This is a genomic window from Achromobacter sp. EB05 (assembly GCF_044232075.1).
GTDB classification, from domain to species: Bacteria; Pseudomonadota; Gammaproteobacteria; order Burkholderiales; family Burkholderiaceae_B; genus Achromobacter; species Achromobacter dolens.
The window spans coordinates 2043113-2064322 of the sequence record NZ_CP155917.1; the positions used below are offsets into that span (position 1 = coordinate 2043113).

A 21210-nucleotide genomic window follows, 5' to 3' on the forward strand; every position below is an offset into this window, starting at 1 on the left:
CCATGCTTGAAATCCAGATGACTGTTGATGACGCGGCCACGCGACGAATCGTGGCTGCGGCGCCCGTGCTGATCGGCCGCGGCGTCCACTGCGACCTGCGCATTGCCAATTGGCGCGTAGGCCGCCAGCATGCGCGGCTGCGGCGCGAAGCGTCGGCGGTCGTGCTCGAGGATCTCGGTGCGCTTGGCGGCACCTTCGTCAACGGCCTGCGCGTGGCGAGCCATGTGCCGGTGGGGGCGGGCGACGAGATCCTGATCGGTCCCTGCCGCTTGAAGGTGGCGCCCGTCACGCACGACGACGAGCGCAACGCGGCAGTGCCTGCGGCGTCACCTCCGCCGTCACCCCCCGTGCGGGAGGCAGCAGCGATACGCCTGCTTGTCCCGTCGTCGCCCTCCCTGCAATGGCGCCGCCGGCTGCACGCCGCGCTGCTGGGCGCGCTGGACCTTCGCCGGCGCGATGTGGCGGGTATGAGCGACGCCTCGCTGCGCGCCGAAGCCACGCGCCTGTTGACGCTGATCGTGGCCGAGGATGCCGGATTGCCGCTGGCCATCGACCGGGAGGCCCTGTGCCGCGAGGTACTGGACGAAGCGGTCGGGCTGGGGCCGTTGGAACCATTGTTGGCGGCGCCGGATGTCACCGAGATCATGGTCAATCGGCATGACGAAATCTACGTCGAGCGCGATGGCCGGCTGTGGCGCCATGCCGCAGCCTTCACCAGCGAACAGTCGGTGCGCCGGGTCATCGAGCGCATCGTTACTCCGTTGGGGCGCCGCATCGACGAAAGCTCGCCCATGGTGGACGCGCGGTTGCCCGACGGATCCCGGGTGCACGCCATCATTCCCCCGGTTGCATTGAAAGGCGCGAGCCTGACCATCCGCAAATTCCCGAAGCGCCGGCCGGAGATGGCGGACCTGTTGGCGGCTGGCACGCTCAGCGAGGCCATGGCGCAATTCCTTACCGGATGCGTACGCCTGCGCAAGAACCTGCTGGTCTCAGGCGGAACGGGAGCGGGCAAGACGACGCTGCTGAACGTTCTGTCCAACGAAATCCCGGAAGGCGAGCGCATCGTCACCATCGAGGACGCGGCGGAACTACGGTTGAGCCATGAACATCTGGTGTCGCTCGAGGCCAGGCCATCCAATCAGGAGGGGCGCGGGCGCATAGATATCCGCGAACTGGTGCGCAATGCGCTGCGCATGCGGCCGGACAGGATCGTGGTCGGGGAGTGCCGCGGCGCCGAGGCCTTCGACATGTTGACGGCCATGAATACCGGGCACGAAGGCTCCTTGACCACTTTGCACGCCAATTCCACCAGGGATGCGCTGGCTCGCCTGGAGTCGATGGTGCTGATGGCAGGGCTGGATCTGCCACTGGCCGTCGTGCGTGAGCACATCGCGGCCAGCATCGACATCATCGTGCAGCAGGCGCGATTGTCCGACGGGCGGCGCGTGGTGGTGTCCGTCGCCGAAGTCACCGGTATGGAGAGCGGGCGCATCCAGTTGCAGGAACTGTTCCGGCATGAGCGTCATGGCGGGTTCGCCGGATGCGGGGTCGTGCCCAGCTTCGCGCAGGCATGGCAGGAGGCGGGCCACGGCCTGGATGTTTCCTGGTTCGCCGTTGACGGGGGGGCCGCGGACGCCGTTTGCGCGGCGCGTTCGTCGTGATCTGGCTCGCCGCTCTGGCGGCGACGGTGTGCGGCACGGCATTGGCCTGGAGCGTGCAGTGCTGGCTCGCACCGGTATTGCGGCGCTGGCGCGAGCATTACACGCACGAGGCGCAAGGGCGCCTCGGCGAGTTGTTCCTGTATGTCGACCCGGCATGGCTATGGACGGGCGCGATGGCGCTGTCGGTCCTCGTGGCGGCGGTGGCCTTCATGGTCACCTCCAGCGCCGGCGGCACGTTATTGGCGGCAGCTTTGGTCCTGCGGGCGCCGCGCGTGTTGATGGACGCCTGGCGACGACGGCGTATCCGGCGCTTCGAACAGCAACTGCCGATGGCCTTGCTGATGCTGGCCTCGGCCCTGCGCGCCGGCATCGCCTTGACGCCCGCGTTGCGGCAGGTGGTGGCTCAGGGCGATGCGCCGCTGGCGCAGGAGTTTGCGCTGGTGCTGCGCGAGCAGCGGCTGGGCGTGGCTTGGGACGAGGCGCTGGAACATCTGAACACGCGGATGGCGGCTGATTCGACCACACTCGTGGTGGTGGCAATGCGTGTCGCCGCGCAATCCGGCGGCGACCTGGCCGAGGCGCTCGACGGTATCGCGCAGGCGGTGCGGGCGGGATTGCAGTGGCAAGCGAAAGTGCGGGCCCTGACTTCGCAGGGCCGCATGCAGGCCTGGATCGTCGGCGGTTTGCCGGTGTTGCTGCTCGCGGTGCTGGACCGCTTGGAGCCGGACAGCATGGCGTTGCTCTGGCATACGAGGCAAGGCTGGATGGTGCTCGCCCTGCTGGCGACGCTGGAAGCCGCGGGCGTCCTGCTGATCCGGCGGATCGTTCGGATCGATTTTTAAGAGAGGGCGGTGATGTGGCGATATCTGGACATGGTTGTCCTTGCGCTGGGCGGAGCGCTATGCGCGTGGCGGGTTTTGCGCTCCAGCGGACGCGGCATGCCGGCAGTCGCCAATTTGCCGGAGTGGTGGCGTCTGGCCTGGCCCGGGCTCGCGTGGACGGCGCCAGCGGTGGGACGGTTTTGTCCGCGAACCTGGCGGACACGCCTGGCCGCGATGGCCGCCCGGGCGGGGCTGCCTGCGACCGTGCACGGCGAGCACATCATGGCGCTGAGTCTGGCGGCCGCAATGGCGGGGACCGCGTTCGCGGGCCTGGCGATGTTGGCGTTGCGAGGCAGTGGCATGTTGGCCGGAGCGCCGCCGAGGGATGCATTGGCCATTGGCTACTACATCGCGGGGGCCGTCGCCGGCGCGCTCATGGCGGGCGTGCAGCCGGCAATATGGCTCCGAGGCCGGATACGGGAACGCCAGCGCCGGATCGAACAGGGTTTGCCGTTCGTCCTCGAACTGATGGTCTTGTGCGTCGAGGCCGGCCTGAGCACGCATGGCGCCTTGCAAATGGCCGCCACGAACGGTCCCCGCGGGCCGCTGCGCGACGTCCTGGGCGAGGCGCTGGCGGACATGCGCGCCGGCGTGTCCCGGGCCGCCGCGCTGCAGGCCATGGCGGATCGCTGCGGCATTCCGCTGGTACGCCAGTGGACCGCGGCCCTGGCCCAGGCGGATGCACTCGGTATCAGCCTGGGGCCGGTATTGCGGGCGCAGAGCAGGCAATGCCGCAGCGAGCGCCAGTGGCGCGCCGAGCAACTGGCGCTGCAGGCGCCGGTGAAGATGCTGTTGCCGTTGATAGGCTGCATCTTTCCGTGCACGTTCATCGTGCTGGCGTTTCCCATCGCCGCGCGATTGCTGCAGGGGACTTGGTGAGCGCCCGCCTGCCGTGGCCCCGGGCACGGTTGCGGCTGCTGCGGGTCGGGAGCTGGCCAGGCCGGATGCGCGGATTGCTGGGGCGCCGGCCCCCGGGGCCGCGTTCAGGCCTGTTGTTGGCGCCTTGCCGGGCGGTGCATACCTTTGGCATGCGCCATCCCATCGACGTGGTGTTCGTGGCGCGCGATCGGCGGGTGGTGAAGGTGTGCAGGGCGCTGGCGCCCTGCCGGGTGGCGTTATGCCTGGGCGCCGTGGCCGTTGTCGAGATTCGGGCTGGGACTGTTGATGCCGAACACGGAGGTATACGACGGGTAGAAGCTGCAATAGAACACGCCTGCCGCGGCGATCGTGAACGGGATCTGCAGCGTGCTGGCCAATTGTGGCGACAGGCCGAGGGCGACCAGCAGCCCGGAGCACAGGTCCAGGAACAGGGCGATCAGGACCCAGGTGGCGGCATAAACCAGGAAGGCCCACTTGTTGCGCCAGCAGGCGATGCCGGAAAAGAACAGCGCCTGCGTCAGTCGCAAGCCGTGCCAGGCGACCAGTACCGGCGCATACCAGAAAAGCGCCGCGATCACGATGTAGAGAATCGTGAAAATGATGAGCGGGGCGCGCAAGGCCATCAGGACGGGTTCCATGCTGTTTTCGATGGACGCGATGCGCATGCCTTCCGAAAAGGCGGCCGAGAACGGCAGGAAGGTGGCGAGCCCGGCCGCCAGGCTGACGGCCGCGTACAGCAGGCCCATCAGGAACAGCTTGCGGAACACTCCCGGCTGCTTGAGCGGCTTGGCCCACATCGAGGGCAGCATGACGCGGTCTGCCTCGACGTGTTTGCAGGCCGCCAGGCTCATCAGCGTGACCGACGGCATGAGGGCAATGAACAGGATCGGACCGACGATCTGCGCCGCGAAGGCAAAAATGACCAGGAGACTGTTGACCAGCGCCCAGGTGTACATGGCCAGGGGTTGCTTGCGGAACAGACGGAAGCCGTCTCGAACCCATTGCCAGCCGGAAGACGCGGGTAGGAATGCTGCTTGCATGGCTCTCTTGGGAAGTGATCTCTCAATAAGGGACGTGCTACCCCCAATTATGGGGGGCATAACGATTACGGCAATACCGGCAGGCCGGGGCGGTGGCGCGCTTGCAACACTCTTTCGAAATGGCGGGGGTCGTGCGGCTTGAGCGTCTGGGCCGGGCGCGGCAGGAAAAAGTCGTACAGGCGCGACAGCCAGAAGCGCAGGGCGGCGCCACGCAGCATCAGCGGCCATGCCTGGCGCTCGGCGTCGGTGAACGGGCGCACGCTGGCATAGGCATCGAGCCAGGATTCGACCAGTTCGGGGATAAATTCACCCGTGCCGCGTTCGATGCACCAGTCGTTCACCCCGACCGCGACGTCGAACAGCCAGGTGTCGCAGCCGGCGAAGTAGAAGTCGATGATGCCGCCCATGAGCGGATCCTCGAAGGTGCCGGCAAACAGCACGTTGTCGCGGAATAGGTCGCAGTGCGCGGGACCGGCGGGCAGTGCCTGCCACGCGGGACTGGCGGCCGCGGCCTGTTGCGCGGCCAGCTCGGACTGCAGCAACTTCGCCTGGCCGGCTTCGAGGAATGGCAGAACCTTGGGTGCCGTCTCGGTCCACCAGGACAGGCCGCGCAGGTTGGGCTGCTGGATCGGGAAGTCCCGCGCCGCCAGGTGGGCACGGGCCAGGGTGGCCCCGGCCAGGGCGCAATGGGCGACGCCCGGGGCGGGTTCGTAGCCGCCGGGCAGGCGTGTGACGATCGCGCAGGGCTTGCCGTGCAGCGTGGTCAGGCGGGTGCCGTTGCGCAGCGTCTGCGGCTGCGGCACCGGAATGCCGCGGCTGGCCAGGTGATACATCAGTTCGATATAGAACGGCAACTGGGCCTGCGTCAGCACTTCGAACAGCGTCAGCACGTACTCGCCACGGCTGGTGTACAGGAAGTAATTGGTGTTCTCGATACCCGCCGTGATCCCCCGCAGCGAGACGAACTCACCCAGGTCGAAATGCCCCAGCAGGGCGCGTGCGTCGTCATCGGATACGGGGGTGAATACGGCCATTGATCTACGAGAAGAGGGGAGTTGGCGGACGTGTGCCACGGGCGCGGGCGCTCGCTTGCGCGCGGCGGCGGCGCAATTTTAGACCACATGGCCCGCGGCGGCGGCGCTATCGTCGGCCAGCTTGCCGGGCAGAATCCCGCCAAGCACCGTAAAATACCGCATCCCCTTGTTTTGACGAGTGATTCTTGGACTCCCCCGACTGGCGGCTTTGCGTCGCCCCGATGATCGATGTGACCGACCGGCATTGCCGCTATTTCCACCGGCTGCTGGCGCCGCGCGCGCGTCTGTACACCGAAATGATCACCACCGGCGCCTTGCTGTATGGCAACGTCGCGCGTCACCTGGACTTCGACGAGGCCGAGCATCCGGTCGCGTTGCAACTGGGCGGCAGCGAGCCTGACGCCCTGGCGCAGTCGGCCAAGTTGGGGCGGCAATGGGGCTACGATGAAATCAACCTGAACTGCGGCTGTCCTTCGGAACGGGTTCAGAAAGGCGCTTTCGGCGCCTGCCTGATGGCCGAGCCCGCCCTGGTCGCCGACTGCATCAAGGCGATGCAGGATGCGGTCGACATTCCGGTGACGGTCAAGCACCGCCTGGGGCTGGACTATGACGAGTCGTACGCCTTCGTGCGCGATTTCGTCGGCAAGATCTACGACACCGGCTGCCGGGTGTTCATCGCTCATGCGCGCAATGCCGTGCTCAAGGGGCTCTCGCCCAAGGACAATCGCGAGATTCCGCCGCTGCGCTACGACGTGGTGAGCCAGCTCAAGCGGGACTTCCCGGACTGCGTGTTCGTGCTGAACGGCGGGCTGGCCGATGCGGCGCAGTCGGTGCGCGCGGCCGCCGATTTCGACGGCGTGATGCTGGGCCGCGCGGCCTGGCACACGCCCCGGGTGTTGTCCGAAGTATCCCTGCAGTTGTGGCCGTCGGTGCGCCTGCCCAGCGATGCCCAGGTGGTCGACGCGATGATGGAATACGCCGCGCGCCAGGTGGCGCGGGGCGTGCCGCTACGGGTCATGACGCGGCCCATGCTGGGACTGGTGAATGGCCAGTCGGGCGCGCGGCGCTGGCGCCGCATGTTGTCGGATCCAGCGCTGCTGGCCGCGAACGATCCCGCGCTGATCTACGACGCCTGGCGCAGCCAGCGGCATGCGCCGCCGGAACGCGGCGCCGCGCTGGCGGCGGCGCCGGCGGGCGTCTGAACGCGCCTCCCTCCTGAATGCAACAACGCCCAGGCGGCCGCGAGGTCGCCTGGGCGTTGTCCATTGGACGATCGCCGCGGGCCGGCGATGACGCCGCCCGCCGGTGGCTCAGGACTGGGTCGACTCCGCGCTTTCGGCGGGCCAGTCGCGGATGTAGGCCTTGAGCATGTTGTTTTCGAACTGCTGGGCCGCCACGATGGCCTGGGCCATGTCGTAGAACGAAATCACGCCCATCAGCGTGGGGCCGTCCATGACCGGGATGTAGCGCGCGTGCTTTTCGAGCATCAGGCGCTGCACTTCGTCGGCGCTGGTGTTGGGCGATACGCTGACCGGCGCGTCGTCCATGATGGAACGGATGGTGGTTTCGCCCGCGCCGCCATGCGCGTGCATGTGGCGGATGATCTCGCGGAACGTCAGCATGCCGACCAGCGTGCCGAATTCCATGATGACGAGCGAGCCGATATCCTGCTCGCTCATGGTTTGCACGGCCTGGGACACGGGCATGTCCGGCGATGCCGTGTAAAGCGTGTCTCCCTTGACGCGCAGAATCTCGCTGACCTTCAACATCGGTTTCTCCTGGGCGGTGGTGCCCTGATTGCTATTTCTTGTTCGCTTCCAGCTGCAATACCGGGGCGACGCCATTTCCGGTATTTTGCGCTTCTCCGCAGACTTCTTCCAGCACGGGCGCATTTTCCCGGGAAATCACGGCTGCCGCGACCCGCAGGATTTCACCATCGTCGCGCACCCGCGGCTGGCCGCGATCGAGCAGGAAACGGTCCACCACCGGCGCCAGCGAGGTCTCGCGGGCGTCGCAGGTTAGCACCCAGAGATCGTCCGGGGTGCGTGTAACCAGGTTCATGTCACACAGCGTCTCCAGGACATCGTTCAGTTCGTCCTGGTGCAGTTTCAGTTTCGAGGCCAGTTGGCCGGCCGGTAGGCCGGGGGGCGTGCGGGACTGGGCGCGGCGCAACACGCGCAGCACGTCCAGCGCATCGACGAAGGGGGCGCCGGCATAACGGTTGAATTCCCAGCGTCCCAGGCGGATCAGCGGCGCGCTGGCCGCCAGGGTGGCGCCCAGCAGCACCGCCAGCCAGGACAGATAGATCCACAACAGGAAGATCGGCAGCGTGGCGAACGCGCCGTAGATGACGGTATAGGTGGGAAACCGCGTCAGGTAGTAGGCGAAGGCCGACTTCATGACTTCCAGCGCGATCGCCGTGACGCAGCCGCCAATGAGGGCGTCGCGCCACAGCACCTGGCGGTTCGGCACCACCATGAACAGGGCGGCGAAGCCCAGGGCCGTCAGCACCAGCGGAATGAACGAGATGGCCACGCTGACGATTTCCGGCACGTCGCGCACCAGTCCCAGCGATTCGCGCGCCACGAACGAGGTGGCCCAGAGGCTGGCGCCGGCCACCACCGGCCCCAGCGTGATGACGGCCCAGTAGACCAGCGCCCGCTGCGGCAGCGGGCGCTGCCGGGTGACATGCCAGATGTCGTTGAAAGCCGTGTCGATCGTCATGATCAGCAGCAGCGAGGTCACCAGCAGGAACGCGCCGCCAATCGCGGTCAGGCGCGAGGCCTGGCGGGCGAACTGGTTCAGGTACTCCATGATGTTGTCCGAGACGGACGGCGGCATCAGGCTGTTGGCGAGGAAGTCCTCGAGCGCTACCCGGAACTCCTGGAACACCGGGAAGGCCGTGAACAGCGACAGCACCACGGCCAGCATCGGCACGATCGCCAGCACCGTGGTGAAGGTGAGGCTGGAGGCGACCTGCAGCAGCTTTTCCTCGTCGGCGCGCTGCGCGGTGAAGACAAAGGCACGCCCGACCCGCGCCGCCCACGATGCGCGCGGGGGCGGGGACTCGGGGGCCGCCGGCGAGGCGGCGGCAGGCTCGGCGGGGCGGTTCATCAGGCGATAATAGCAGCATGAACCCTGAACTCAACCCCCGCTTGCGCCTGGCGGCCTCGGTGTCGCTGTTCGCCCTGATCGTGCTGTGCGTCACCTGGGAAACGCTGGTGGCGCCGCTGCGCCCGGGCGGTTCCTGGATGCTGCTCAAGGCCTTGCCGCTGGTGCTGCCGCTGCGCGGCGTCGTGCGCGGCAACCTCTATACGTATCAGTGGGCCTCAATGCTGTCGCTGCTCTACCTGATGGAGGGCGTGGTGCGCGCCATGTCGGATCCGGCGCCGCTGTCGGTATTGATGGCGTGGGGCGAGATCCTGCTGTCGACGCTGTTCTTCGTCAGCGCCATTTTCTACGTGCGGCCGGCCAAGCGGGCCGCCAGGAGCCAACGCGCATGAGCGCCCATTCCCTGTCCGAACTGCAAGCCGTCAACTCGTTCGCGGCGCTGCCGGCCGCGTTCTATACGCGGCTGGAGCCGCAACCGCTGAACAATCCGCGGCTGCTGCATGCCAATGCCGAGGCCGCCGCGTTGATCGGGCTGGACCCGGCCGCGCTGCGGACGCCGGAATTCCTGCGGGTGTTTTCCGGGGCGCAGCCGCTGCCAGGCGGCGACACCCTGGCGGCGGTCTACAGCGGCCACCAGTTCGGCGTGTGGGCCGGACAGTTGGGCGATGGCCGCGCCCACCTGCTGGGCGAGGTGCGGGGGCCGGCGGGGGCTTGGGAATTGCAGCTCAAGGGCGCCGGCAAGACGCCGTATTCGCGGATGGGCGATGGCCGCGCGGTGCTGCGCTCGTCGGTGCGCGAATACCTCGCCAGCGAAGCGATGCACGGCCTGGGCATTCCGACCACCCGCGCACTGGCGCTGGTGGCCTCGGACGACCCGGTTTGGCGCGAAACCGTGGAAACGGCGGCCATCGTGACGCGCATGTCGCCCAGCTTCGTGCGATTCGGCTCGTTCGAGCACTGGTCTTCGCGCCGTCAGCCGGACCTGCTCAAGACGCTGGCCGACTATGTCATCGACCGCTACTACCCCGAATGCCGTGCCGTGCCCGCCGGCGAGGCGCCAAGCGACACCGCGCCCTACGTGCGCCTGCTGCGCGAGGTCACCCGCCGCACCGCGCTGCTGATGGCGGACTGGCAGGCCGTGGGGTTCTGCCATGGCGTCATGAACACCGACAACATGTCCATCCTGGGGCTGACCCTGGATTACGGCCCTTACGGTTTCATGGACGGCTTCCGGCTTGGCCATGTCTGCAACCATTCCGATTCCGAGGGCCGCTATTCCTGGAACCGCCAGCCGTCCGTGGCGCTGTGGAATCTCTACCGGCTGGGCGGCAGCCTGCATACGCTGGTGCAGGACGTCGACGCCCTGCGCGCGGTGCTGGACGAATTCGAGGGCGTGTTCACGCGCGCGTTTCATGACCGCATGGGCGCCAAGATGGGCCTGGCGGCCTGGCGCCCGGCGGATGAGCCGCTGCTGGACGACCTGCTCAAGCTGATGGACGCCAACCAGGCCGATTTCACGCTGGCCTGGCGGCGGCTGGCGGATGCTGTGTCTGGCAACCGCGCGCCATTCCAGGATCTGTTCATCGACCGCGAGGCGGCCGCGGGCTGGCTCGATCGCCTGCTGGCGCGCCACGCGCAGGACGGACGTCCGGCGACCGAGGTGGCCGAGGCCATGAATCGGGTCAACCCCCTATATGTATTGCGCAATCACCTGGCCGAGGAGGCGATCCGCGCCGCCAAGACGGGCGACGCGGGCGAAATCGAGACGCTGATGACGTTGCTGCGCGAGCCGTTCACGGCCCGCGCTGGCTACGAAAAGTACGCCAGCCTGCCGCCGGACTGGGCCAACGGCATCGAGGTGAGCTGTTCATCCTGATGTTCGCTGCGCGCGCGTATTGATGACAAAGCGGCCATTTTGAGGGCGTAAAACGCAGAAAATTGGCGCATTGAGACGAAAAATCGCGGTTTTTTTCTCTGCAAACATTCGTTTCCATTGTAAAAGTCGTAAGATTGTCGCCTGCGGGACACTCAGGATGGCATGCCTGTCACTGGGGCATTTGTCGACAATTTTCAATATAAAAGCACTCTGAATATGCCTGGCGCAGATGGTTTGCTGTGTATCGGCCTGCTTGAGGATGATGCGGACTTCCGGGAGGAGTTGGCGTTGGGCCTGGGCGGGTACGGTTTCCGTGTGGCGTTCGCCTGTGACAATGCCGCGGCGTTCTACCGTCGCTTGCAGGAGCAACCCTGCGATATCGTCATACTTGACGCCCATCTTCCTGGAGAAGACGGTTTTTCCGTCGCGACGCGCCTGCGCGCGTTGAGTCCGGTGGGGATCGTCATGCTGACGGGCCGCAGCGCGCTCGAGGACCGGGTGCGCGGCCTGGAAGGCGGCGCCGATGTCTACATGACCAAGCCCGTCGACCTGCTGGAGCTCAGTTCCGTCATCCGCAGCCTGGCGCGCCGCATGCGCCTGGCCAAGGCGCCGCGTCCGGCCGACGCCGAGACCCGCGCGGCGGCTGCCGACACCTCCTGGTCGCTGCAGGATGGCGGCTGGATCCTGGTGGCGCCGGACGGCGCATCGCTGCACCTGAGCGCCCAGGAACGGACCTTTCTCATGGCGTTGATGGATGCGGCCGGTTCGGCGGTCAGCCGACAGGCCCTGGCCGAGCTGTTCCTGCCGGACAGCCCGGGCGGGTTCGAGCTGCGGCGTATCGACGTGCTGGTGAGCCGGCTGCGCGCCAAGGCGCAGAGCGCCGGGCTGAAGCTGCCGGTGCTGTCGGTGCGCGGCCAGGGTTACGTGTTCGCGGCCTGAGCCTGCGCATCGGGCTCGGGAGGCCGGGCGGGCAGGGTGATGACGAAACGCGTCCCCACGCCCACTTCGCTGTGCATGACCAGCGAGCCGCCCTGGCTCTGGCAGATGCGTCGCGCCAGATACAGGCCGATGCCCATGCCCTGGGTTTCGCGATGGGCCGCGCGGCGAAAGCGCGGCTCGAAGATGCGGGCCTGTTCCTCCACGCCAATGCCGGGGCCGCGATCGGTCACGGCCACCCAGGCCATCGGCACGCCCTGCGCCTCGGTTTCGCCCGTCTCGATCCGGATCGGCTCACTGGCGGGCGAGTACTTGATGGCGTTGTGGATGAGGTTGCGCACCACCACGCTCGTCAGCGCGCGGTCGCAATAGACGGGCAGCGGCGCGCCGCCGGCCTGCAGCCGCAGCGCGTGGGCGGTATCGGGTTGCATGGCCGCGACGACGTCGACCGCCAGCTCGGACATGTCGGTCTGCTCGCCGCGCGGAGTCCAGGCCTGTTCGCCGAGCCGGTCCTGGTTCAGCAATTGTTCCATCAGTTCCGTCATGCGGGTCACCGAGCGGTGGATCCGCGCCAGCCGGTTGTCGACGGCTTCACCGCTGCCCGACAGGATCATGTCCAGGGACTGCGCCGCCGCGCTGATGGTGGCTAGCGGGGCGCGCAGTTCGTGGGAGATCAGGGCGTTCATCTGCCGTTGGGCGTCCAGCGCGCCCGTCATTTCCACCAGCCGCAATTCGCCCTGGACCAACTGCTGGGCATCGTCCGTTTGCTGGCGGGCGGGATCCGCCTGCGTCCGCCGTTCCAGTCCCGCCAGCAGCAAGGCGGCCAGCGCCAGGAGCAGCCGCGCCAGCGGCATCACCGGCCCGCCGTCCGTCGACCCGGACCAGGCGTCGTGGGCCAGGATCCAGGCCGATGACAGATGTACCGCGCCCAGCGCCAGCGTCGCGGCGCGGCGCGGACAGGGGCGGGCGGCGACGGCCAGAAACCAGGCCGCCAGCACCACGCTGGCGGCGGCTCCGGCGCCGGCGATCAGGGTGGGCATCATGCCGTCATCGGAGTCATAGACGAAGATCAGCGCCAGCGCCGCCAGTCCGGTCAGCCCGATGCAAGTCCAGCGGCAGGCGGTGGCCAGGCGCGCGGCGCCCGGCTGGCCCGCAGCGATGAGAGAAACGGACATGGCCAGCAACGCCGCGTACGAGCCCGCCTGCAGCGCGCCCGCCGGGAACAGTGTCGGTTGGGTGCGCAGGATGCCCTCGACCAGCGCGAAGGCCAGGCCGGCGCCGTAGATCACGGCGCGGGTGTAGAGCCAGGCGATGGCGCTGGCTACGGCGCAGGCCAGCGCGATGCCGGCGGTAAGGCCGATCAGCAAATCGGCAGATGCGTGGCCGGGCGCGTCGGCCAGTGCCGCGCCGGGCCACAAGAGCAGGCCTGCCGGCCATACGGGCCACGCGGAGCGCGCTGCGCGCTGGGCGGCCGCGCGGTCAGCGCGGCATTGGCGCGAGCGCCAAAGGGTGCGAAGAAACAATCCTTCCGTCAACTAGGAACCCATTGTTGGTCAGGCGCGTGGTCGTTCGCGCGGGCGAAGTTTACGACAGCGCCGCGAATCGCGTGGACACCGATTTTCTCAAGCGTGGCGCGGGTGGCGTCGTCGGGAACGTCCTCAGCGTACACCGACATGCCGAGCGAGGCGGCGGTCGCCACGACGGTCGCGGCCAGGTGCTGGCTGCCCGGGCTGTGCAGAATGCCGGTAATGAAGCCGCCACACAGCTTGACGTACGAGAGGGGGTATTCGTGCAGGTGTTCCATCGCGCCGAATTGCCGTGACAGGCGCGACAGGCCGACACGGCCGCCGGCCGCGGTGACGATGCGGCACAGTTGGCGCATTTCGTCGCCCAATTCCACCAGCGCGCCCGCGTCCGTTTCGACGATCAGCCGCGGGGACAGGGCCGGCCGGTCCGCCAGCATGCGTTCCAGCCGCGACAGGAATGCGGCCTGCGCCAGCGAGGCGCGCGATACGTGCACCGTCAGCGCGGCGTCGTGGGTGTAGAGCCAGTCCAGGCCCAGGCGCACGGCCTGGATGTCGCATTCGGCCGATAGGCCCAGGCGCACCGCGGGCGGCATGAAGATCGCGGCCGGCACCGGATCGGCGCCGCGGCTATCGTGCAGCGTCAGGCTCGCTTCGTAATGCAGCACATCCCCGCGCACGTCCGTCAGCGCCTGCACCGTCAACGAGAAGCGGTGCTGTTCCAGGGCCGTGGAGAGCGCATCGTGCCAACTGTATTCGCCGATGCGGGTACTGTCGGGCGCCTGGCTGGCGGGGGCGATCTGGTCATCGTCGGCGCTCTCGGCGCACATCAGGGCGTGATCGAGCCTGGCCAGCGTGTCGCTGACGTTGTCGTCGGGCGTAAAGGCCGCCATCGCCAGCGCCCAGCGGCACCAGCCGTGCTTGTCCATGGGCACGCGCAAGGATCGCAGTTCATGCCGGACCCGTTCGGCCAGCAGGCCGGCCTGGGGGGCGGACGTGCGCGGCATCAACAGGGCGAAGTCGGAACCGCCGATCCGCGCCAGCGTCATGGCGCCGCCGCCGTTGGCGTCCACCAGCCTGCGCAGCCGGTCGGCGGATGAGCGCAGCCACTGGTCTGTGAAGGCGCGCGACAGGTGCCGGTTGATCTGCGCCAGATCGCGTTGCCGGAACATCAGGATGTGGCCGCCGGTATCGGCCGCCTGGCCGGTCAGCGCCTGGCGGAAGTGGTCGATGAAATACTTGCGGTTGGGCAACCGGGTGACGGCGTCGCGCTGGATTTCGCTTTCGAGCGATTCGATGCGGGCGTTCTGTTCCTGCACCGTGGCGGCGGCCTTGCGCTGGGCATCGATCAGCGCCTCGTCGATGCCGGCGGGCCCGCGCGGTTGCGGGTTATCCGCTTCGCCCCGCGCCAGCGGGCCGGCGCGGCCCAGGCCGTGCCGCCCGGTCTTCGCCTCGAGCCAGCGCATCAGGTTGGCGGCGAACAGTGTCCAGAACACGCCAGCGGCCAGGCTCAGGCCGATGACACGGACGCCGCCTTGCCACAGGGTGTCGCGCGCCGGCCGCGCGTCCGCCTGCACCGTGACCGTGCCCAGGCGCCGGCCATCCGGCCCCAGATAGGGGCGGGTGGCCGCGGGGGCGTCCATGGATAGCCAGGTGTCGCGCCAGTCGCGCGCAGCCCCGGCTTGCCCTTTCTGCGCGGGTTCGCGGCGTTCGGCCTCCGTGTCCCCGTTCTCACCGGAAATGCGCACCAGCGCATACATGCCGGCCCCGAACAGCTCGTCGGCCAACTGACGCTTGTCCTGCACGCCTCCCGGGTCGTGCGACAGCGCCCAGGCCAGCGCGCTGGCGCCGGCCTGGCCCTGCTGGGCCAACTGGGTGTTCAGATAACGGTGGGCGGCCAGCATCCCCAACGCCTGTGCGCCAAGCAGGATGAAGGCAGTCAGGAGAGCGGTGCAGAGGATCAGCCGGCGTAGTGTGGACATGGATTAGAGGTTCCCTTCGTGGCCCGCACCGTTGCCGGTGCCGTGCAATGCCGGCCTGCCAGTGAAAGGGGAGACGTCGGGCAGCGCAAGTGCCCTGACGGGAAAAATGCTGGATAAGAAACGTGACACACGTTACTAATACCTCAGTGTCGCCGCGCACGCTGTAATTCCGTATGTCACAGAACATACAGAATATTACGAAATCAACTGCGATATCAGACAACCTGTGCAATTATTTCGCTCGTGATAATTGCCCGGATGATAACTATTGAGACAGGCCGTATTAATTTTCGGGCTTCGGCTGTCGTAGTAAGGGCACGGCATGGCGCAAAGGACCGGCCAGCGACTGCTATCCAAGGACCGTCATGACCCCCAACGAGCAACCAGATCAGGGCAGGAATCGAAGGAAAGGGAGCGCGTTGCTCCTGAAGTGTGGCGTTTTTTTGCGAAAATAATGCATAATTTAAAAAATGTTACAGCCCTTGGGTTTCTTTCCGGACCACAACGCCAAGGGTTTCTAGATAGGGGGCTCCGTGCGTGAGAGTTACCTGCTCGCACTGTGCCTGACGCTCGTGGGCGCACTTGCAGCGATAAGTTTGTTTTTCGTCCGCCGGGAACGCGTCCTGCGCGGGCGATTGACGCGTGATGAATTGACCGGCGTCCTGAGCCAGCGGGAGCTGCATCGCCGCGCGCGCGCGTGGCTGGTCCAGTCGGAGCGGCAGGCTGGCCGGGGGGTGTTCGGCCCTGGCGGACCGGCGCAGGACCACCAGGACTCCCTGGGTATCGCGCGCGCCCGTTCGGGCTCGCGCGGCATTGGCGCGTTTTTCCTGGTCAGTTTTGACCAGTACGCCGAGATCAGCGCGATGCTGCGGGCCGGCGAAGACCAGGCCCTGCTGGTGATGGTGGCCGATCGGCTCAGCCTGTTGACCCGCGCGCTGGGCGGCATGGTGGCCCGCACGGGCACCGACACCTTCACCGTGTGCATTCCCGACGTCGATGAGGAGGGCGCGGCCCAGGTGTCGGCCAAGCTGCTCGAGGACCTTTCCGTGCCCTACGAGCTGGGTGGCCGCCCCCTGATCGCGGTGTTCCGCGTGGGGGCGGCGTTGTATCCGGACCACGGTCGCAGTGTCGAGGAATTACAACGTTGCGTGCAGGTGGCCATGGTGCCGCTCAAGGAGCGTGGCGGCCCCGGCTGGAACATGTTCGACTTCCGCATGCTGGCGCGTCAGCGTGACCAGCAGGGTCTGGAGAATGACCTGCGACTGGCCCTGACGACTGCCTCGATGGACCAATTCGAGTTGTACTACCAGCCTGTCTGCGACAGCGGCTCCGGGGTGGTGCAGGGCTGCGAGGCGTTGCTGCGCTGGCATCACCCCGAGCTGGGCAGCGTGTCGCCGGCCGTGACCATCGAGCTGGCCGAACGCAGCGGGCTGATCGTGCCCCTGGGCGCCTGGATCCTGGAACGCGCCTGCTCACAGGCGGCGCTGTGGCCGGCGGCGTGGCGCGTGCACGTGAATCTGTCGGTCAAGCAGATGAACGAGGACGGCCTGGTGCAACTGGTCTCCGACGTGCTGGCCGCGACCAAGCTGGCGCCGCGCAAGCTGGTGCTGGAGATCACCGAATCGATCTTCATCCTGCACTACGAGCGCCACGTGAAGATCCTGAACACTCTGAGGGCCAAGGGCATCGGCGTGGCGCTGGACGATTTCGGCTGCGGCTATTCCAGCCTGAACCATCTGCGGCACCTGCCGATAGACTGGGTCAAGATCGACCGCAGCTTCATCTCCGCTCTCGAATCCGATGCCGGCAGCCGCGAGGTGGTGTCGGCGTTGTTCGGATTGTGCCAGGCGATGCACCTGCCGGTGGTCGCCGAAGGCGTCGAGACCGAAGGGCAGCGCGAGATCCTCAAGTCGCTGGGTTGCCGCGTGATGCAGGGTTTCCTGCTGGGACGTCCCGCGCCCGCCGCGGAAATTCAGGCTTTGGCGTCGGCGGTGTCATAATCGGGGTTGCTTGCAAACCCCACCTGTTGATTTCCTATGCCCGGCAATACCCTCGGTACCCTGTTCACCGTCACGAATTTTGGCGAATCCCACGGGCCGGCGATCGGTTGCGTCATCGATGGCTGCCCGCCCGGATTGCCGCTGGAAGCGGCCGACATCCAGCACGAACTGGACCGCCGCCGCCCCGGCACCTCGCGTCACGTCACCCAGCGCCAGGAAGCCGACCAGGTCGAGATCCTGTCCGGCGTGTTCGAGGGGCTGACCACGGGTACGCCCATCGGGCTGCTGATCCGCAACACCGATGCGCGCAGCAAGGACTATTCCAATATCACCGACACGTTCCGGCCGGGCCACGCCGACTACGCCTACTGGCGCAAGTTCGGCCTGCGCGATCCTCGCGGCGGCGGCCGTTCGTCCGCGCGGCTGACCGCGCCGACGGTGGCGGCGGGCGCCGTGGCCAAGAAGTGGCTGGCCGAGCAATACGGCGTGAAAGTGCGCGGCTACATGAGCCAACTGGGCCCGATCCCGATTCCCTTCGTCTCTTGGGACGAGGTGCCGAACAATCCCTTCTACGCGCCCAACGCCGACATCGTGCCGGAGCTCGAGGCCTACATGGACCAGTTGCGCCGCGACGGCGATTCGGTCGGCGCGCGTATCGAGGTGGTGGCCGAGAACCTGCCGGCCGGCTGGGGCGAGCCCATCTATGACCGCCTGGATGCCGACATCGCGCACGTGATGATGGGCCTGAATGCCGTCAAGGGCGTGTCGATCGGCGCCGGTTTCGACTGCATCGCGCAGCGCGGTTCCGAGCATGGCGACGAGATCACCCCCGACGGCTTCGTCACCAACCATGCCGGCGGCGTGCTGGGCGGCATATCGACGGGCCAGCCGGTGACGGTGTCGCTGGCCATCAAGCCCACGTCCAGCATCCGGGTCGAGCGCCGTTCCGTGAACCGCGCCAACGAGCCGGTGATGGTGCAGACGCTCGGTCGCCACGACCCCTGCGTCGGCATTCGCGCCACGCCAATCGCCGAGGCCATGCTGGCCCTGGTGCTGATCGACCACGCCCTGCGCCACCGCGGCCAGTGCGGCGATCAGGGTTGAGGCCTGCGCGCGTCCCGTTGTTCCTGACTGTTGGAGGCTGACATGAGCCGTAATCGCTATCCGTTGCGCCGCTTGGCGGCGGCGCTGTTCCTGGCTGCCCTGGCGGGCTGCACCGGGATGAACACCACCCAGTCGGGCGCCATCGGCGTCAACCGGACGCAGTACATGTCCAGCATGGTGCCGTCTCAGGCGCTGGAGCAGGAAGCGAACCAGCAGTACGCCGACATCCTCAAGCAGGCGCAGGCCAAGAACCTGCTGGATCGCGACGCTCAGCAGGTGGCGCGGGTGCGAGCGATCTCGCAGCGCCTGATCGCGCAGACCGGCGTTTTCCGCCCCGACGCGTCCGGCTGGAAATGGGAAGTGCACGTCCTGACCAGCGACGAGATCAACGCGTGGTGCATGCCGGGCGGCAAGATCGCCGTTTACACCGGCCTGATCAACAAGATCAAGCCGACGGATGATGAGCTGGCCGCGGTGCTGGGCCACGAGATTTCTCACGCGCTGCGCGAGCACGCGCGCGAGCGCGTCTCGCAGCAGATGGCCACCAACCTCGGGTTGCAGGTGTTGTCGATCGCCACCGGATCGAGCGCCGCCTCGGACCTGGGCGGCAAGCTCAGCGACGTGATGTTCACGTTGCCCAACAGCCGCACCCACGAAACCGAAGCCGACCGCATGGGCGTGGAACTGGCCGCTCGGGCCGGCTTTGATCCGCGCGCCGCGGTCACGCTGTGGCAGAAGATGGGGGCCGCGGACAACGGCAGCGCACCGCCCGAGATCCTCTCGACCCACCCGTCGGCCGCCTCGCGTATCACCGACCTGCAGGCGGCGGCGCAACAGGTGCTGCCGCTGTACGAGCAATCCAAGGGCCGCGCGTCGCGCTAGGCATTGGTTGCGCCCCGGGCGGCGTCCTGCCGTCTCGGGGGCTCACCGTGGTATTGCCAGTACTAGTATATTCGGTGTGATTGTACTAGGTTCAGAGGCTGGGCATAATGCCTCACATGCCGCAGCGGCCGGCGTGGATGCGAGGGATTCGCTCCATGCGAGGCACGAGCCGGATTGTCTATTTGCTGAGCGCATCCATGGCCCAAACCCTTTACGACAAACTCTGGGACGCCCACATCGTCCACCAGGAATCAGACGGCACCTGTCTGCTCTATATCGACCGCCACCTGCTGCACGAAGTGACCAGCCCGCAGGCGTTCGAGGGCCTGGCCATGGCCGGGCGCAAGCCGTGGCGCAACGGCGCCAACCTGGCGGTGGCCGACCACAACGTGCCCACGATGAACCGCGCCCAGGGCATCGACGATCCGATCTCGCGCCTGCAGGTCGACACGCTCGACGCCAACTGCGACAAGTACGGCATCACCGAATTCCGCATGAACGACCTGCGCCAGGGCATCGTCCACGTCATCGGGCCGGAGCAGGGCGCCACCCTGCCGGGCATGACCGTGGTCTGTGGCGACTCGCACACCAGCACGCACGGCGCGCTGGGCGCGCTGGCGTTCGGCATCGGCACCTCCGAAGTCGAACACGTGCTGGCCACGCAGACGCTGCTCATGAAGAAAGCCAAGAGCATGCTGATCAAGGTCGAAGGCGAGCTGCCGTTCGGCTGTACGGCCAAGGACGTCGTCCTGCACATCATCGGCATCATCGGCACCGCCGGCGGCACCGGCCACGCCATCGAGTTCGCCGGCAGCACCATCCGCGCGCTGTCGGTGGAAGGCCGCATGACGGTCTGCAACATGGCCATCGAAGCCGGCGCCCGCTCCGGCATGGTCGCCGTCGACGACAAGACCATCGAATACTTCCGCGGCCGTCCGTTCGCGCCGTCGGGCGTGCTGTGGGATCACGCCGTGGCCTACTGGCGCACGCTGCACACCGACGAAGGCGCCAGGTTCGACACCGTGGTCAACGTCAACGCCCGCGACATCAAGCCGCAGGTCACCTGGGGCACCTCGCCCGAAATGGTGCTGCCGGTCGATTCGCGCGTGCCGGACCCCGACCGCGAAAAAGACGACGTGCGCCGCAGCGGCATGGAGCGCGCGCTGGAATACATGGGCCTCAAGCCCAACACGCCCCTGACCGACATCCGCGTGGACCGCGTCTTCATCGGCTCCTGCACCAACTCGCGCATCGAGGACCTGCGCGCCGCCGCCGTCGTGGCGCGCGGCAAGCGCGTGGCCTCCAACGTGCGCCAGGCCATGGTGGTGTCGGGCTCCGGCCTGGTCAAGCAGCAGGCCGAACGCGAAGGCCTGGACAAGATCTTCATCGAGGCGGGCTTCGAATGGCGCGAGCCGGGCTGCTCGATGTGCCTGGCCATGAACGCCGACCGGCTCGAGCCGGGCGAGCGCTGCGCCTCGACCTCGAACCGCAACTTCGAAGGCCGCCAGGGCCAGGGTGGCCGCACCCACCTGGTCAGCCCGGCGATGGCCGCCGCCGCCGCCGTGGCCGGCCATTTCGTCGACGTCCGCACGTTCCGTTAAGCGCCCACCGAGTACCGACATCATGCAAGCATTCACCACTCACGAAGGCCTGGTGGCTCCGCTCGACCGCGAAAACGTCGACACGGACCTCATCATCCCCAAGCAGTTCCTCAAGTCCATCAAGCGCACCGGCTTCGGCCCGAACCTGTTCGACGAGCTGCGCTACCTGGACCACGGCGAGCCGGGCATGGACAACAGCAAGCGTCCGCTCAACCCCGATTTCGTGCTGAACCAGCAGCGCTACCAGGGCGCCTCGGTGCTGCTGGCGCGCAAGAACTTCGGCTGCGGCTCGAGCCGCGAGCACGCGCCCTGGGCGCTGACGCAGTTCGGTTTTCGCGCCATCATCGCGCCGTCGTACGCCGACATCTTCTTCAACAACAGCTTCAAGAACGGCCTGCTGCCGATCGTGCTGTCCGAGCTCGAAGTGGCGCGCCTGTTCGACGAAGTGAAGGCCTTCCCGGGCTACAAGCTCAACATCGACCTGGATCGCCAGGTTGTGGTGGCGGCCGACGGCCGCGCCATGAAGTTCGACATCGAGCCGTTCCGCAAGTACTGCCTGCTGAACGGTTTCGACGACATCGGCCTGACCCTGCGCCATTCGGACAAGATCCGCGCCTTCGAGGCCGAGCGCCTGGCCCGTCATCCCTGGCTGGAAAGCCGTCCGATCGCCTGATCCGACTCATCCCATCGACCATAG

19 protein-coding genes and 1 pseudogene are annotated in these 21210 nt (G+C 67.3%); 13 read left to right on the top strand and 7 right to left on the bottom strand.

What is annotated here, in order from left to right:
* Positions 1-2 precede the first annotated feature (2 nt).
* From AAID08_RS09375 to AAID08_RS09390, 4 genes and pseudogenes are all read left to right on the top strand, one after another.
* On the top strand, positions 3-1664 hold the full coding sequence (locus AAID08_RS09375) for an ATPase, T2SS/T4P/T4SS family (protein ID WP_395757551.1): 1662 nt from the start codon (positions 3-5) through the stop codon (positions 1662-1664).
* Positions 1661-2506, top strand: a complete 846-nt coding sequence (locus tag AAID08_RS09380; RefSeq protein WP_175142925.1) for a type II secretion system F family protein — start codon at positions 1661-1663, stop codon at positions 2504-2506. Before AAID08_RS09375 ends, AAID08_RS09380 begins: the two co-directional genes overlap by 4 nt.
* Positions 2507-2767: 261 nt before the next feature.
* A complete protein-coding gene (locus AAID08_RS09385) occupies positions 2768-3424 on the top strand; it encodes a type II secretion system F family protein (protein ID WP_395757552.1) in 657 nt (218 codons plus the stop codon).
* 65 nt (positions 3425-3489) lie between these two features.
* Positions 3490-3654: pseudogene (locus AAID08_RS09390) on the top strand (DUF192 domain-containing protein); the annotation flags it as partial.
* A gap of 6 nt (positions 3655-3660) precedes the next feature.
* Here the strand turns inward: AAID08_RS09390 and AAID08_RS09395 are convergent.
* Both AAID08_RS09395 and AAID08_RS09400 read right to left on the bottom strand, forming a co-directional pair.
* A complete protein-coding gene (locus AAID08_RS09395) occupies positions 3661-4464 on the bottom strand; it encodes a BPSS1780 family membrane protein (protein WP_064523254.1) in 804 nt (267 codons plus the stop codon).
* Positions 4465-4529: 65 nt separating this feature from the next.
* A complete protein-coding gene (locus AAID08_RS09400) occupies positions 4530-5498 on the bottom strand; it encodes a homoserine kinase (RefSeq protein ID WP_395757553.1) in 969 nt (322 codons plus the stop codon).
* A 221-nt stretch (positions 5499-5719) separates the two neighbouring features.
* On the opposite strand from AAID08_RS09400, the gene dusA reads away from it, so the two are divergent.
* On the top strand, positions 5720-6700 hold the full coding sequence (gene dusA / locus AAID08_RS09405) for a tRNA dihydrouridine(20/20a) synthase DusA (RefSeq protein ID WP_244976920.1): 981 nt from the start codon (positions 5720-5722) through the stop codon (positions 6698-6700).
* Positions 6701-6808: 108 nt separating this feature from the next.
* Here the strand turns inward: dusA and AAID08_RS09410 are convergent, their stop codons facing one another.
* Together AAID08_RS09410 and AAID08_RS09415 are read right to left on the bottom strand one after the other, a co-directional pair.
* A complete protein-coding gene (locus AAID08_RS09410) occupies positions 6809-7267 on the bottom strand; it encodes a CBS domain-containing protein (RefSeq protein WP_006387928.1) in 459 nt (152 codons plus the stop codon).
* Positions 7268-7298: 31 nt separating this feature from the next.
* On the bottom strand, positions 7299-8612 hold the full coding sequence (locus tag AAID08_RS09415; protein WP_054503896.1) for a YihY family inner membrane protein: 1314 nt from the start codon (positions 8610-8612) through the stop codon (positions 7299-7301).
* A gap of 17 nt (positions 8613-8629) precedes the next feature.
* Between AAID08_RS09415 and AAID08_RS09420 the strand changes: the two genes are divergently transcribed.
* Both AAID08_RS09420 and AAID08_RS09425 read left to right on the top strand, forming a co-directional pair.
* Positions 8630-9001 (top strand): DUF2069 domain-containing protein, encoded by a 372-nt coding sequence (locus AAID08_RS09420; RefSeq protein WP_054503895.1) that lies wholly within the window; start codon positions 8630-8632, stop codon positions 8999-9001.
* Positions 8998-10485, top strand: a complete 1488-nt coding sequence (locus tag AAID08_RS09425) for a YdiU family protein (RefSeq protein ID WP_064523260.1) — start codon at positions 8998-9000, stop codon at positions 10483-10485. The genes AAID08_RS09420 and AAID08_RS09425 overlap by 4 nt, the downstream gene beginning before the upstream one ends.
* Here the strand turns inward: AAID08_RS09425 and AAID08_RS09430 are convergent.
* Complete coding sequence (locus AAID08_RS09430; protein ID WP_240317403.1) at positions 10477-10884, bottom strand: hypothetical protein; 408 nt, start codon at positions 10882-10884, stop codon at positions 10477-10479. The two genes, AAID08_RS09425 and AAID08_RS09430, sit on opposite strands and share 9 nt — an antisense overlap.
* Between AAID08_RS09430 and AAID08_RS09435 the strand changes: the two genes are divergently transcribed.
* On the top strand, positions 10774-11424 hold the full coding sequence (locus AAID08_RS09435; RefSeq protein ID WP_231132862.1) for a response regulator transcription factor: 651 nt from the start codon (positions 10774-10776) through the stop codon (positions 11422-11424). The genes AAID08_RS09430 and AAID08_RS09435 overlap by 111 nt on opposite strands.
* On the opposite strand, the gene AAID08_RS09440 is transcribed toward AAID08_RS09435, so the two are convergent.
* Both AAID08_RS09440 and AAID08_RS09445 read right to left on the bottom strand, forming a co-directional pair.
* On the bottom strand, positions 11406-12788 hold the full coding sequence (locus tag AAID08_RS09440) for a sensor histidine kinase (RefSeq protein WP_395757554.1): 1383 nt from the start codon (positions 12786-12788) through the stop codon (positions 11406-11408). The two genes, AAID08_RS09435 and AAID08_RS09440, sit on opposite strands and share 19 nt — an antisense overlap.
* Before the next feature lie 164 nt (positions 12789-12952).
* Positions 12953-14926 carry an EAL domain-containing protein gene (locus AAID08_RS09445; RefSeq protein WP_240806413.1) on the bottom strand — a complete coding sequence of 658 codons (1974 nt, stop codon included), beginning with the start codon at positions 14924-14926 and terminating at the stop codon, positions 12953-12955.
* Between the two features lie 590 nt (positions 14927-15516).
* On the opposite strand from AAID08_RS09445, the gene AAID08_RS09450 reads away from it, so the two are divergent.
* From AAID08_RS09450 to leuD, 5 genes are all read left to right on the top strand, one after another.
* Positions 15517-16926 (top strand): putative bifunctional diguanylate cyclase/phosphodiesterase, encoded by a 1410-nt coding sequence (locus AAID08_RS09450; protein ID WP_395757809.1) that lies wholly within the window; start codon positions 15517-15519, stop codon positions 16924-16926.
* Between the two features lie 36 nt (positions 16927-16962).
* A complete protein-coding gene (aroC, locus tag AAID08_RS09455) occupies positions 16963-18030 on the top strand; it encodes a chorismate synthase (protein ID WP_054503889.1) in 1068 nt (355 codons plus the stop codon).
* Between the two features lie 42 nt (positions 18031-18072).
* Positions 18073-18912 carry a M48 family metallopeptidase gene (locus AAID08_RS09460; RefSeq protein WP_054503888.1) on the top strand — a complete coding sequence of 280 codons (840 nt, stop codon included), beginning with the start codon at positions 18073-18075 and terminating at the stop codon, positions 18910-18912.
* 197 nt (positions 18913-19109) lie between these two features.
* The gene (gene leuC / locus AAID08_RS09465) at positions 19110-20513 is read left to right on the top strand and encodes a 3-isopropylmalate dehydratase large subunit (protein ID WP_395757555.1); all 1404 of its coding nucleotides are present in this window, start codon (positions 19110-19112) and stop codon (positions 20511-20513) included.
* 22 nt (positions 20514-20535) lie between these two features.
* Positions 20536-21186: a 3-isopropylmalate dehydratase small subunit gene (leuD, locus tag AAID08_RS09470; protein ID WP_054417925.1), complete on the top strand. Its 651-nt coding sequence runs from the start codon at positions 20536-20538 to the stop codon at positions 21184-21186.
* Positions 21187-21210: the final 24 nt, after the last annotated feature.

Bases quoted from the DNA above. Each gene is read 5' to 3' on its own strand.
- AAID08_RS09395 (WP_064523254.1), bottom strand. From the start codon at position 4,464: ATGCAAGCAGCATTCCTACCCGCGTCTTCCGGCTGGCAATGGGTTCGA.
- AAID08_RS09420 (WP_054503895.1), top strand. From the start codon at position 8,630: ATGAACCCTGAACTCAACCCCCGCTTGCGCCTGGCGGCCTCGGTGTCG.
- dusA (WP_244976920.1), top strand. From the start codon at position 5,720: ATGATCGATGTGACCGACCGGCATTGCCGCTATTTCCACCGGCTGCTG.
- AAID08_RS09415 (WP_054503896.1), bottom strand. From the start codon at position 8,612: ATGAACCGCCCCGCCGAGCCTGCCGCCGCCTCGCCGGCGGCCCCCGAG.
- AAID08_RS09385 (WP_395757552.1), top strand. From the start codon at position 2,768: ATGGCGCTGAGTCTGGCGGCCGCAATGGCGGGGACCGCGTTCGCGGGC.
- AAID08_RS09445 (WP_240806413.1), bottom strand. From the start codon at position 14,926: ATGTCCACACTACGCCGGCTGATCCTCTGCACCGCTCTCCTGACTGCC.
- AAID08_RS09460 (WP_054503888.1), top strand. From the start codon at position 18,073: ATGAGCCGTAATCGCTATCCGTTGCGCCGCTTGGCGGCGGCGCTGTTC.
- AAID08_RS09400 (WP_395757553.1), bottom strand. From the start codon at position 5,498: ATGGCCGTATTCACCCCCGTATCCGATGACGACGCACGCGCCCTGCTG.
- AAID08_RS09375 (WP_395757551.1), top strand. From the start codon at position 3: ATGCTTGAAATCCAGATGACTGTTGATGACGCGGCCACGCGACGAATC.
- AAID08_RS09410 (WP_006387928.1), bottom strand. From the start codon at position 7,267: ATGTTGAAGGTCAGCGAGATTCTGCGCGTCAAGGGAGACACGCTTTAC.
- leuD (WP_054417925.1), top strand. From the start codon at position 20,536: ATGCAAGCATTCACCACTCACGAAGGCCTGGTGGCTCCGCTCGACCGC.
- leuC (WP_395757555.1), top strand. From the start codon at position 19,110: ATGGCCCAAACCCTTTACGACAAACTCTGGGACGCCCACATCGTCCAC.
- AAID08_RS09430 (WP_240317403.1), bottom strand. From the start codon at position 10,884: ATGGGCGTCAAGTATGACGATATCGCAGGGTTGCTCCTGCAAGCGACG.
- aroC (WP_054503889.1), top strand. From the start codon at position 16,963: ATGCCCGGCAATACCCTCGGTACCCTGTTCACCGTCACGAATTTTGGC.
- AAID08_RS09425 (WP_064523260.1), top strand. From the start codon at position 8,998: ATGAGCGCCCATTCCCTGTCCGAACTGCAAGCCGTCAACTCGTTCGCG.